The organism is Streptomyces sp. NBC_01431 (genome assembly GCF_036231355.1).
GTDB lineage: Bacteria > Actinomycetota > Actinomycetes > Streptomycetales > Streptomycetaceae > Streptomyces.
Map to the genome: position 1 here is coordinate 5,844,406 of NZ_CP109496.1, position 11,480 is coordinate 5,855,885.

Annotated in this window: 11 protein-coding genes and 1 riboswitch; of the genes, 4 read left to right on the forward strand and 7 right to left on the reverse strand. The window is 70.6% G+C overall.

Going from position 1 to position 11,480, the window contains the following annotated elements:
• The first annotated feature begins 81 nt into the window (after window positions 1-81).
• Window positions 82-363 carry a hypothetical protein gene (locus OG522_RS26670; RefSeq protein ID WP_329465533.1) on the forward strand — a complete coding sequence of 94 codons (282 nt, stop codon included), beginning with the start codon at window positions 82-84 and terminating at the stop codon, window positions 361-363.
• Window positions 364-495: 132 nt separating this feature from the next.
• Here the strand turns inward: OG522_RS26670 and OG522_RS26675 are convergent, their stop codons facing one another.
• Complete coding sequence (locus OG522_RS26675) at window positions 496-858, reverse strand: ArsR/SmtB family transcription factor (RefSeq protein ID WP_329465534.1); 363 nt, start codon at window positions 856-858, stop codon at window positions 496-498.
• 90 nt (window positions 859-948) lie between these two features.
• Window positions 949-1,147, forward strand: a riboswitch (cobalamin riboswitch).
• A gap of 28 nt (window positions 1,148-1,175) precedes the next feature.
• Here OG522_RS26675 and OG522_RS26680 point away from each other — a divergent pair.
• The gene (locus OG522_RS26680; protein WP_329465535.1) at window positions 1,176-2,285 is read left to right on the forward strand and encodes a HoxN/HupN/NixA family nickel/cobalt transporter; all 1,110 of its coding nucleotides are present in this window, start codon (window positions 1,176-1,178) and stop codon (window positions 2,283-2,285) included.
• A 177-nt stretch (window positions 2,286-2,462) separates the two neighbouring features.
• Here OG522_RS26680 and OG522_RS26685 read toward each other — a convergent pair whose 3' ends face one another.
• Together OG522_RS26685 and glnA are read right to left on the reverse strand one after the other, a co-directional pair.
• Complete coding sequence (locus OG522_RS26685) at window positions 2,463-4,265, reverse strand: ABC transporter ATP-binding protein (protein WP_329467749.1); 1,803 nt, start codon at window positions 4,263-4,265, stop codon at window positions 2,463-2,465.
• Window positions 4,266-4,553: 288 nt separating this feature from the next.
• Window positions 4,554-5,963 carry a type I glutamate--ammonia ligase gene (glnA, locus tag OG522_RS26690; protein WP_329465536.1) on the reverse strand — a complete coding sequence of 470 codons (1,410 nt, stop codon included), beginning with the start codon at window positions 5,961-5,963 and terminating at the stop codon, window positions 4,554-4,556.
• 208 nt (window positions 5,964-6,171) lie between these two features.
• Here glnA and OG522_RS26695 point away from each other — a divergent pair, with 208 nt between their 5' ends.
• On the forward strand, window positions 6,172-6,639 hold the full coding sequence (locus tag OG522_RS26695) for an RDD family protein (RefSeq protein ID WP_329465537.1): 468 nt from the start codon (window positions 6,172-6,174) through the stop codon (window positions 6,637-6,639).
• 94 nt (window positions 6,640-6,733) lie between these two features.
• Here the strand turns inward: OG522_RS26695 and OG522_RS26700 are convergent, their stop codons facing one another.
• From OG522_RS26700 to lipB, 4 genes are all read right to left on the reverse strand, one after another.
• The gene (locus tag OG522_RS26700; protein ID WP_329465538.1) at window positions 6,734-7,441 is read right to left on the reverse strand and encodes a DUF4191 domain-containing protein; all 708 of its coding nucleotides are present in this window, start codon (window positions 7,439-7,441) and stop codon (window positions 6,734-6,736) included.
• Between the two features lie 19 nt (window positions 7,442-7,460).
• A complete protein-coding gene (locus OG522_RS26705) occupies window positions 7,461-7,673 on the reverse strand; it encodes an SCO2195 family GlnR-regulated protein (protein WP_329465539.1) in 213 nt (70 codons plus the stop codon).
• A gap of 262 nt (window positions 7,674-7,935) precedes the next feature.
• Window positions 7,936-8,889, reverse strand: a complete 954-nt coding sequence (gene lipA, locus OG522_RS26710) for a lipoyl synthase (protein WP_329465540.1) — start codon at window positions 8,887-8,889, stop codon at window positions 7,936-7,938.
• 113 nt (window positions 8,890-9,002) lie between these two features.
• Window positions 9,003-9,800, reverse strand: a complete 798-nt coding sequence (gene lipB / locus OG522_RS26715; RefSeq protein WP_329465541.1) for a lipoyl(octanoyl) transferase LipB — start codon at window positions 9,798-9,800, stop codon at window positions 9,003-9,005.
• A gap of 231 nt (window positions 9,801-10,031) precedes the next feature.
• Here lipB and OG522_RS26720 point away from each other — a divergent pair, with 231 nt between their 5' ends.
• Window positions 10,032-11,480, forward strand: a complete 1,449-nt coding sequence (locus OG522_RS26720) for a regulator (RefSeq protein ID WP_329465542.1) — start codon at window positions 10,032-10,034, stop codon at window positions 11,478-11,480.

Genomic DNA, 11,480 nt, shown 5'->3' on the forward strand with positions numbered 1-11,480 from the left:
CCTGGCCAGCGCCGATTGTCAGTGCCTCCCAGTAAAATTGAGGCAGTAAGTGAGGGTTCCCGACCGCCCAGGAGGATGCCCATGACCGCTGCCGTACTCACCTCGCACGCCCCGAAACAGCTGTCCCTCCAGCCCCTTCACAAGGCCCCGCTGCCCGCCGGGCGCCCGCGCGTGTGGTACGAGTCCCACAACCGGCGCCTGAAGGCCATGCGTCTGGCGATCGCCCTGCTCGACACGGGCGTCTACCGGCCCGAACAGGCGCCGGACCGCACGATACGAACCGTGGCCGCGCTCATCGGAGTGCGTCCGCCGTCGGAGACGACCTGCCGGATGGTGCGTGCGCTGATCTACGACGGGCGCTGACGCGCGAAGGGTGCCCTGATGCGTCAACTCCCTTGATGTGTCAGGGGAGTTGACGCGCCTTACGTAACGAGCGGTGTCGAAGTACCGCCCGGGTCACGGCTTCGGGAAGCCGAAGGCGTGGTCCGGGTCGGCTCAACCGGGTACGTCCGCGCCGTACGCGTCGAGCAGACGTGCCGTCGCCCCGTCCACCAACCGGTAGCGCACCACCCGCCCCTCCTTCTCCCCGGCGACCGCACCGGCGGCCCGCAGCAGCCGCAGGGCCTGCGAGACGGCCGGGTCGCGCATGCCGGTCGCCACCGCCAGATCGGAGACGGCGAGCGGACCCGCCCGGTGCAGGGCGAGCAGCAGCGCGAGCCGGTTGGGGTCGGCGAGCAGGGAGAACCGGCTCGCCCAGGCCCGCACCCGGTCCGGGTCACCGATGGCCGCGACGGCGTCGCAGACCCGGTGGCCGTCGATGGTGCGGTGGCCGGCGCGCTCGGCGGGTACGAGATGCATGCCCGCATCCTCGCAGGGCCGCGGCCCGCAGCCCCGTGTGATCTTCGATACCTGCACAGGTGTGCAGCTGTGCAGGCGAGTTGGCAGCGTCTAGGGTGACCTGGCCGTGGTGTTCGGGAAGCCGGTGCGAAACCGGAGCGGCCCTCGCCACTGTGATCGGGTTCCCCAGAGGTCTTGGGGAGCGTCCGTCCCCCCGTGCGCCACTGGCCAGCATCCACCTGGCTGGGAAGGCCGGGACGGTCGCGCGTGTCCCGTCAGCCAGGAGACCGGCCGCGGCATCTCACGAAGTGATCCACGAGGTGCTGGAGCGTGACCGCATGACCCTGTCCACCCGCACGCCCCCCGAGGCGGGCGCCGCCCCGCCGTCCTTCCACTGGCGCCGCGAGGACACCGTTCGCACCGGCATCCTGCTCGCGGTCATAGCCGCGCTCCATGTCGTCGCATTCGGCGTCCTGTTCCTGCTCGTGGCCCCCGCGCACTACGCCGTCGGCACCAAGACCTTCGGCGTCGGCCTCGGCCTCACCGCGTACACCCTCGGCATGCGGCACGCGTTCGACGCCGACCACATCGCGGCGATCGACAACACCACCCGCAAGCTGATGGCCGACGGCAAGCGGCCGGTGTCCGTCGGGTTCTGGTTCGCGCTCGGTCACTCCAGCGTGGTCGTGGTCCTGACCGCCCTGGTGGCCGGCGGCGCACACCTCGCGGGCACCCTCATGAACGAGGACTCCAGCGCCCACCAGGTACTCGGCGTCGTCGGAACCACCGCCTCCGGCTCCTTCCTCTACCTCATCGCCGCGCTCAACCTGGTCGCCCTGTTCGGCATCCTGAAGGTGTTCCGCGCGATGCGCGAGGGCGCGTACGACGAGCAGGAGCTCGAAGCGCACCTGGACTCGCGGGGGTTCATGAACCGTCTTCTGGGCCGCTTCACCAAGTCCGTCTCGCGGCCCGGCCAGATGTTCCCGCTGGGCTTCCTGTTCGGCCTGGGCTTCGACACCGCGACCGAGGTCACGCTGATGGTGATGGCCGGCTCGGGCGCCGCCGCCGGACTGCCCTGGTACGCGATCCTCTGCCTGCCGCTGCTGTTCGCCGCCGGGATGAGCCTGTTCGACACGCTGGACGGCACGTTCATGAACTTCGCCTACCAGTGGGCGTTCTCGAACCCGGTGCGCAAGGTCTACTACAACCTCACCATCACCGGTCTCTCGATCGCGGTGGCGTTCTTCATCGGCACCATCGAACTGGTCGGTGTCCTGCACGAGAAGCTCGGCCTGGACGACCCGGTGAGCGGCTGGGTCGCCTCCCTGAACATGGACAACGTGGGCTTCGTGATCGTCGGCCTGTTCGTGGTGGTGTGGGCGGCGGCGCTGGCGTACTGGCGGCTGGCGAAGGTGGAACAGAAGTGGGTGCGGCGGGCGGAGGGCTGAGGGTGGGGCGGAGCGGGAGGTGAGGGCGGGGCGCGCTCTCGCTGCTGGGCGCGGGCCGAGTGCGGGACCATCCCGCCCGCACCGCCGAGCGCGCCCTTACCACCGAGTGCGGGACCATCCCGCCCCGCGCCGCTGGGTGCGGGGCGTCACGCGCCCTCACCGCTGGGCGGGGCCCGCTCACCCGCCCCCGGCCCCGCCCTGGCGCGGTCCCGGTACTCCGCGGTCGTTCTGGAGCCGCCACAACTCCCTGAACAGGCCGTCCTGCGCGACGAGTTCGGCGAACGTGCCCGCCTGGACGACCCGTCCCCGATCGAGTACGACGATGCGGTCGGCGACCGCGACGTTCGCGAGCCGGTGGGTGACCAGGACCACTGCCCGGTCCCGGGCCACCCGCCGAAGCCCGGTGAAGATGCGGTGCTCGGCCCGCGCGTCCAGCGCGCTCGTCGGCTCGTCCATCACGAGCAGCCCGGCCGGGCGGTGGAAGGCCCGCGCGATCGCGATCCGCTGCCACTGGCCGCCGGACAGCTCCACGCCGCCGAACCACTCCCGGGCGAGCAGCGTGTCGAGCCCGCTCCGCAGTCCGTCCACGACCTCGGCGGCGCCGGAGTGGGTGGCGGCCCGGCGTACCGCCTCGTCACCCCCGTGCGGCTGCCCCAGCGTGATGTTGTCGCGCGCCGACATCGGCCAGTGCGCGAAGTCCTGCGGCACGACGGCGGTCTGCCGCCACAGGGCGAGCGGATCACATTGGTCCAGCGCCACCCCGTCCCAGGTCACCGCCCCTTCGCTCGGCAGATAGAGCCCGGTGAGCAGCTTGCTGAGCGTGGTCTTGCCGGAGCCGTTCTCGCCGACCAGCGCGAGCACCTCGCCCTTGCGCACCTCCAGGGTCACCTTCTCCAGGGCGGGCTGCTCGCTGCCCGGATAGCGGAACGTCAGCGACTCGGCCCGTACGACGTCCGGCGCGGGCGGCTCCAGCGGGCCCCGCTCCATCCGGTGCCCGCCGGCCTCCTCGATGAACTCCGCCCAGTCGTCCAGATAGAGCCCGGTCCGGAACAGCCGCGTCCCGTAGCCGACCACACCCCGCAGCGAGGAGCCGACCGTGCGCAGGGCGAACACCGCGGTGCCCGCCGACGCCACCGACATCCGCCCGGAGGCGAGCAGCCAGGCCAGCGCGCCCCACACCACCCCGGCCGCGACCCCGCCCGCGAGCGCCCCGAGCACCGAGTAACGGGCGCCCTGGTGGACGGCCTTGTCGGTCGCCGCGTCCACCCGCTGCCCGATCGCCCGGTACCGGTCGAGCAGGAACTGCGCCATCGTGCAGGACCGCAGCTGGTCGGCGGTGTCCTTGTCGATCACGAACCACCGCAGCAGACTCAGCGTGCGCCGCTCCGCGCTCATCGCCCGCGACGCCTCGTAGTGCACCCGCGCGGCCTTGACCCCGGCGATGCCCTGCGGCAGCGCGGCAAGCAGCAAGAGGGGGAGCAGCGCGGGATGCAGCACGGTGACGACCCCCGCCGCCGCGACCAGCGAGGCCACACAGGCCATCAGGTCCTGCGAGTCGGTCAGCAGCTGCTGCGCGACCTCGGCGCCCCGGTCGGCCGCCTCCCGCTTGTCGTTGAACCCCGGCTGGTCGTACGCCGACAACTCGGCCCGTACGGCGGCCGCGAGCATCTGCATCTCGGCCTCGCGGGAGATCCGCGGCGAGAGCCGGCCCGAGATGTTGACCACCACGATCCCGAGCAGCGCCCGCAGCCCGGCCGCCGCCGCGAGCACCGCGACCGACGGCAGCGCCTCGCGCACCCGCTCGGTGATGTCGCCGCTCGCGATCAGCGCGGTGATCGTACGCGTCGTCGCGAGCAGCCCGAACGCCTCGAAGAACCCCGACACCGCCTGGCAGCACAGCAGCAGGAGCACCGCCCGCCGGTCCACCCGCCAAGCCAGCGCCAGCGCCCTGCGCACCAGCTGGGGCAGACGCCGCGCCATGCTCCTGGTGGTCACGGGATTCCGCTGCAACACCTCCAACGACCCCGACCGGTAGCGCAGTTCCTCATCGGCCTGCCGCTCTTCCACGTCCTCCACCACGCAGCCCCCTCCACTGGGAATCCGCCCACTTTCCCGCACAAAGCCCCCAACTGGCCCTGTTTGTAGGGTGATCCACCCGATAGGGGCCAGTGGAAAGCGGCGAGCCCGGCAGGGGGAGCGGAGCCCGAAATGCGGCGAGCCCCGCCGCCCGGGAGGGGCAGCGGGGCTCGGGCACGGAACCCGTGGGGCCTAGATGTCGAAGTACAGCTCGAACTCGTGCGGGTGCGGGCGCAGCTGGATCGGGGCGATCTCGTGCGTGCGCTTGTAGTCGATCCACGTCTCGATCAGGTCGGAGGTGAAGACACCGCCGGCCTGGAGGTACTCGTTGTCCGCCTCAAGGGCCTCCAGGACGGCCGGCAGCGAGGTCGGGACCTGCTGCACGTTGGCGTGCTCCTCGGGGGCCAGCTCGTAGAGGTCCTTGTCGATCGGCTCGGCCGGCTCGATCTTGTTCTTGATGCCGTCCAGGCCCGCGAGCAGCAGCGCGGAGAAGGCGAGGTACGGGTTGGACGACGGGTCCGGGGCGCGGAACTCGACGCGCTTGGCCTTCGGGTTCGAGCCCGTGATCGGGATGCGCATCGCGGCGGAGCGGTTGCGCTGCGAGTACACCATGTTGACCGGCGCCTCGAAGCCTGGGACCAGGCGGTGGTAGGAGTTCACCGTCGGGTTCGTGAAGGCGAGCAGCGAGGGGGCGTGCTTGAGGATGCCGCCGATGTAGTAGCGGGCGGTGTCCGAGAGGCCCGCGTAGCCCTGCTCGTCGTAGAACAGCGGGTCGCCGCCGGCCCACAGGGACTGGTGGACGTGCATGCCCGAGCCGTTGTCGCCGAAGATCGGCTTCGGCATGAAGGTCGCGGTCTTGCCGTTGCGCCAGGCGACGTTCTTCACGATGTACTTGAAGAGCATCAGGTCGTCGGCCGCGGCGAGCAGCGTGTTGAACTTGTAGTTGATCTCGGCCTGGCCGGCCGTGCCGACCTCGTGGTGCTGGCGCTCGACCTGGAGGCCGGAGTTCTCCAGCTCCAGGGAGATCTCGGCACGCAGGTCGGCGAAGTGGTCGACCGGCGGGGCCGGGAAGTAGCCGCCCTTGTAACGGACCTTGTAGCCGCGGTTGTTCTCCTCCGAACCGGTGTTCCAGGCGCCGGCCTCGGAGTCGATGTGGTAGAACGCCTGGTTCGCGGAGGTCTCGAAACGCACCGAGTCGAAGACGTAGAACTCGGCCTCGGGGCCGAAGTACGCGGTGTCCGCGATGCCGGTCGAGGCGAGGTAGGCCTCGGCCTTCTTGGCGATGTTGCGCGGGTCGCGGCTGTACTGCTCGCCCGTGATCGGGTCGTGGATGAAGAAGTTGATGTTGACCGTCTTGTCCTTGCGGAACGGGTCGACGCGCGCCGTCGACAGGTCCGCGCGGAGCGCCATGTCCGACTCGTGGATCGCCTGGAATCCACGGATCGAGGAGCCGTCGAAGGCCAGCTCCTCGGTCGGGTCGAACGCCTTCGCAGGGATCGTGAAGTGCTGCATCACGCCCGGCAGGTCGCAGAACCGGACGTCGACGAACTTCACGTCGTTGTCCGCGATGAACTTCTTCGCGTCGTCGGCGTTCTGGAACATCCAACTCCTCCTACTCCCACCCGGGAGGGGCGGGGTTGCAGCTCGATGGTGCGGCCAGTGCGGTGGCACACGCTGGACCCGACCATAGGCAGGCGGGATTTCTCAAGCGTGACCCGTTTGTTTCACCCACGTTAACCGGGCTGGTGGCGGCCACGCCAAGACTGACCCGGGCCGAAGTGATCGAAAACGGGCGCAGTACCGTTGAGCCGTGGACAACAGGCAAGCAATCGGATCGTGGCTCTCGGGGCCCCGCGCGGCCGCCGAGGAGATGGGCGTCGACTTCGGCTACCGGGGCGAGCGGCTCGGTCTGCCCAAGGACGGGCCCGGCTCGGTGGCGCCGCTCGGCCGGCGCTTCGGCGCCATCTTCATCGACTGGGGCCTGTGCGCCCTGATCGCGTACCAGCTGATCGCGCACGGCAACACGCAGGCCGCCAACAACTGGGCCCTGATCTTGTTCCTCACGCTGAGCGTGCTGACGGTGGGGACCCTCGGCTTCACCCCGGGCAAGCGGCTCCTGGGTCTGCGGGTTGTCGCCGAGGAGGGCGGCCGGCTCGGCATCGTCCGGGTGGCCGTCCGCAGCGTGCTGCTGTGCCTCGCGATCCCCGCGCTGATCTGGGACCGCGACGGCCGCGGCCTGCACGACCGCCTCGCCCGCGCGGTCCAGGTCAGGATCTGAGCCCGAAGCCGGCACGAACGTCGGAAGGCGGCCCGGACCGATGTGGTCCGGGCCGCCTTCGTATGCGTACGAGCAGGAGGTGCGAGCAGGAGGGTCAGCGGGTCTTTCCGCCGCGCGGCATCCGCATGCCCTTGGGCATCGGACCCTTCGGCAGCGGCATGTTGCTCATCAGGTCGCCCATGGCGCGCAGCCGGTCGTTGGCCGCGGTCACCTGCGGTCCCGACAGCACGCGGGGCAGCTTGAGGAGGGTGGTGCGCACCTTCTTCAGCGGCACCTGGCCCTCGCCGTCGCCGACGATCACGTCGTGGACGGGGACGTCCACCACGATGCGCGCCATCTTCTTCTTCTCGGCGGCCAGCAGGGACTTCACCCGGTTCGGGTTGCCCTCGGCCACCAGGACGACGCCGGCCCGGCCGACGGCGCGGTGCACGACGTCCTGGCTGCGGTTCATCGCCACGGCCGGAGTGGTGGTCCAGCCTCGCCCGATGTTCTGGAGCACGGCCGCGGCCGCACCCGGCTGGCCCTCCATCTGACCGAAGGCCGCCCGCTCGGCACGCCGTCCGAAAACGATCGCCATCGCGAGCAGGGCCGCCAAGAGGCCCAGAATGCCCAGGTACACCGGGTGCCCGAGCAAGAAACCGATCGCGAGGAAGACACCGATGGTGACGATTCCCACGCCCGCGATGACAAGTCCGATCTTGGAATCGGCCTTGCGGGTCATCTTGTAGGTGAGGGCGATCTGCTTCAGTCGCCCCGGATTCGCGTCGTTCGCAGCGCTCTCTGCGGTTGCCTTCCTCGCCATACCAGGAAGTTTACGTGGCCTAGGAGGGGCGGGTGGCCACGGCCTCCAGTACGTGCTGTGCCTCGACCCGGTCCTTGGCCCGCCGCCGGTCCTCCAGGACCGCGGTCCAGGCGTTGCGGCGGGCGGTGCGCTGGCCGGAGCCCATGATGAGCGACTCCATGGCGCGCAGGGCGCCGGTGACGGTCGGAAGCGTGTTGGCTCGCACGGTCTGCGGTGTCGTTGCGACCTGCATCGTCGTGGTCCCCCCTCGGGACGGGAAGTCAGGGAACGGGCGGTGGGCGTGGGGGCATGCGCGGTGCGTAAAGCCATCGTCACTGATTGGTGTTACCAGGGCGTGTCCGAGCGGTCAAACGCCAATGAAACATTGATACGTACGGGCAAAAGACTGACGCGGCCCGTACGCGCCCCCGACCTGCGGGGGAGGTACGAGCCGCGTCATATCGGCCATTACTGATCAGTAGCCGCTTGTGAGCGGATTCACGCGCGCTGTCGCCTCACGCGGTGGCGGCGCTCCGGGCTTCCATCGCCTGCTGGTACAGCCGGCCCGCACGGTAGGAGGAGCGGACCAGCGGGCCCGACATCACACCGGAGAATCCGATCTCGTCGGCCTCCTCCTTCAGCTCCACGAACTCCTGCGGCTTCACCCAGCGCTCGACGGGGTGGTGGCGCACGGAGGGACGCAGGTACTGGGTGATCGTGATGAGCTCGCAACCCGCGTCGTGCAGGTGCTGGAGCGCCTCGCTGACCTCCTCGCGGGTCTCGCCCATGCCGAGGATCAGGTTCGACTTGGTGATCAGGCCGTAGTCGCGGGCCTTGGTGATCACGTCGAGGGAGCGCTCGTAACGGAAACCGGGGCGGATCCGCTTGAAGATCCGCGGCACCGTCTCGACGTTGTGCGCGAAGACCTCCGGGCGGGCGGAGAAGACCTCTTCCAGCTGCTCGGGGACCGCGTTGAAGTCGGGGGCCAGGAGCTCGACCTTGGTGCGGCCCTCGGCGCGGTCCGCCGTCTGCGCGTGGATCTGGCGCACGGTCTCCGCGTACAGCCAGGCACCGCCGTCCGAGAGGTCGTCGCGGGCGACGCCGGTGATGGTCGCGTAGTTCAGGTCCATCGTGACGACCGACTCGCCGACGCGGCGGGGCTCGTCGCGGTCGAGCGCCTCGGGCTTGCCCGTGTCGATCTGGCAGAAGTCGCAGCGCCGGGTGCACTGGTCGCCGCCGATGAGGAAGGTCGCCTCACGGTCTTCCCAGCACTCGAAGATGTTGGGACAGCCCGCCTCCTGGCAGACCGTGTGCAGTCCCTCGCTCTTGACGAGTTTCTGCAGCTGGTTGTACTCGGGACCCATCTTCGCCCGGGTCTTGATCCACTCGGGCTTGCGCTCGATGGGGGTCTGGCTGTTCCGGACCTCCAGGCGCAGCATCTTGCGTCCGTCGGGTGCGACTGCGGACACGTCCGGCTCCCTATGACTTCGATTCTTCGGCGAACACCAGGGTACGCCCGTTAATTACTGGGTGAGGTGCGGCTCCCGCCAGGGGCAACCCGGCTGGGCCGCGGGGCATTCCCTCAGGCCGAGGCCCGCTCGATCTCCCGCGGCGCGAGTTCGGCGTTCTCCAGGACGTCGCGCAGGTGCTTCTCGGCCACCGGCAGCACCTCGGCGATGGTCACCTCGCGGCCCAGCTCGTACGAGAGCGAGGTCACACCGGCGTCGCGGATCCCGCACGGGACGATCCGGTCGAACCAGGTGTTGTCCGGGTTCACGTTCAACGAGAAGCCGTGCATCGTGACGCCCTTGGCGACGCGGATGCCGATCGCCGCCAGCTTGCGGTCCTCGCGGCGCTGGCCGGCGTTGGAGGGCGCGTACTCGGGGCCGTTGAGCCGGGCGTCGAACTCGTCGTCGTTCAGCCGCGGGTCGAAGTCCAGCGAGAGCCCGCCGAGCCTCGGGCGCTGCTCCACCGGGTCGCCGAGCACCCACACGCCGCTGCGGCCCTCGACGCGGGTGGTCTCCAGGCCGAAGTCGGCGGCGGTGCGGATCAGGGCCTCTTCGAGACGGCGCACGTGCGCGACGACGTCCACCGGGCGGGGCAGCTTCTGGATCGGGTAGCCGACGAGCTGGCCCGGACCGTGCCAGGTGATCTTGCCGCCGCGGTCGACGTCGATGACCGGAGTGCCGTCCAGGGGGCGCTCGCTGTCCGCGGTGCGTCGGCCGGCCGTGTAGACCGGGGGGTGCTCGACCAGCAGGCAGGTGTCCGGAATCTCGTCGGTGAACCGGGCCGCGTGCACCCGGCGCTGCTCGTCCCAGGCCTCCTGGTAGTCGACCGCGTCCTCGCCGAATCCCAGCCGGACAAATCGCAGCTCGTTCACGCCAGCTCCCCTGTCGAACTTCCCGTACGCAATCAGGTGCGCGCCCTCCCTCACTGTACGACCCTGTTCGACCGCCCCGGCACGCCCCCGGAGCCGGCAGAAACGGCACGTCACCACACGATCGGATGAATGCGGGGCGAAGGTGGCGGCACCGGCCGTATTGACCGCTAAATTCTCGCCGTTCCATGAGGGCTGCAAGCTTGGCCCGGAAGGCAGGAGAACGCAGAGCTGATGACGGAACGACCCTCGCAGCGCACCCCCAACCGCCAGCTCGCCGCACTCATCGCAGAAGCCGGGTTCTCCAATGCCGGGCTGGCCCGCCGCGTTGACCAGCTCGGTCTTGAGCACGGCCTGGACCTGCGCTACGACAAGACGTCGGTGACCCGGTGGCTGCGCGGGCAGCAACCGCGCGGCACCACGCCCGCACTGATCGCCGAGGTGTTCACCCGGCGCCTGGGACGCCGGCTCTCCGCACAGGACCTCGGGCTGGACGCGTGCGCCCCGGTGTACGCGGGGCTTGAATTCGCGGCGACACCGGAGGAGGCCGTCGACATCGTCAGCGGCCTGTGGCGCAAGGACTCGGGCAGCCACGCCGAACTGCGCAAGATCGCGTTCACCCCGGCAGGCCTGGTCGTCCCCAGCCGGGACTGGCTGATCGGGCGCCCCGACGACCGCGTGGGGCGGGGAGATCCCACCCCGCAGGGCAACGTGACGCGCATTCCGGCCCAGGGCCGCCCGTCCGTACCCCGCCAGCGGACCACCGATCGCGGCCCCGGCCAGCGCGTGACCGGCGGCGACATCGCGGCGCTGCGCTCGGTCGCCGAACTGTTCCGCACCCTGGACCACGCCTACGGCGGCGGGCACGCCCGGCAGGCGCTGGTGCGCTATCTGGAACACGAGGCCGAGCCGATGCTGCGCGGCACCTACGGCGAGAACGTGGGACGCAGGCTCTTCGCGGCCGCCGCGGACCTGACCAGACTGGCCGGCTGGACCTCGTACGACATCGCCGCCCACGGGCTCGCCCAGCGGTACTTCGTGCAGGCGCTGCGGCTGTCCCAGGCGGCGGGCGACCGGGCCTACGGCTCTTACGTGCTGGTCACGATGAGCCGGCAGGCCGTCTACCTCGGGCACGGGAGGGAGGCGGTCCAGCTGGCCCGGGTCGCCCAGCAGGGGGTCGGGGCCGCGGCGCCGCCCGTGGTGCAGTCGCTGCTCAACGCGGTGGAGGCGCGCGGGCACGGGGTGCTCGGGGAGGTGCGGGCGTGCACCGCCTCGCTGGTGCGGGCCGAACGGGCGCTGGAGAGCGCCAGGCCCGGCGACGACGTGCCGCACTGGGCGCGCTTCTTCGACGAGGCGCAGCTGGCCGACGAGTTCGGCCACGCCCACCGCGACCTCCAGCAGTACCGCGCGTCCGCCCAGCACGCCGAGCGCTCGCTGCAACTGCGTGCCCCCGGCTACGCCCGCTCCCGGCTGTTCTGCCGGGTCGTGCTCGCCACGGCCCGGCTCGGCCTCGGCGAGCTCGACCAGGCGTGCGCGCTGGGTGCGGAGGCGGCCCAGCAGGCCAGCGAGATGCGGTCGGCCCGCGCGGTGGAGTACGTACGCGACTTCGAGCGTCGCCTGGAGCCGTACCGGGACGCGGCCGCGGTGCGCAACTACCGGGACCGGGTGGCCGCGTTGGGCTGA

Coding starts and splice junctions, on each gene's coding strand:
- OG522_RS26675 (WP_329465534.1), bottom strand. CDS start 858: ATGCATCTCGTACCCGCCGAGCGCGCCGGCCACCGCACCATCGACGGC.
- OG522_RS26670 (WP_329465533.1), top strand. CDS start 82: ATGACCGCTGCCGTACTCACCTCGCACGCCCCGAAACAGCTGTCCCTC.
- OG522_RS26705 (WP_329465539.1), bottom strand. CDS start 7,673: ATGCAGGTCGCAACGACACCGCAGACCGTGCGAGCCAACACGCTTCCG.
- OG522_RS26700 (WP_329465538.1), bottom strand. CDS start 7,441: ATGGCGAGGAAGGCAACCGCAGAGAGCGCTGCGAACGACGCGAATCCG.
- OG522_RS26685 (WP_329467749.1), bottom strand. CDS start 4,265: ATGGCGCGGCGTCTGCCCCAGCTGGTGCGCAGGGCGCTGGCGCTGGCT.
- glnA (WP_329465536.1), bottom strand. CDS start 5,963: ATGTTCCAGAACGCCGACGACGCGAAGAAGTTCATCGCGGACAACGAC.
- OG522_RS26720 (WP_329465542.1), top strand. CDS start 10,032: ATGACGGAACGACCCTCGCAGCGCACCCCCAACCGCCAGCTCGCCGCA.
- OG522_RS26680 (WP_329465535.1), top strand. CDS start 1,176: ATGACCCTGTCCACCCGCACGCCCCCCGAGGCGGGCGCCGCCCCGCCG.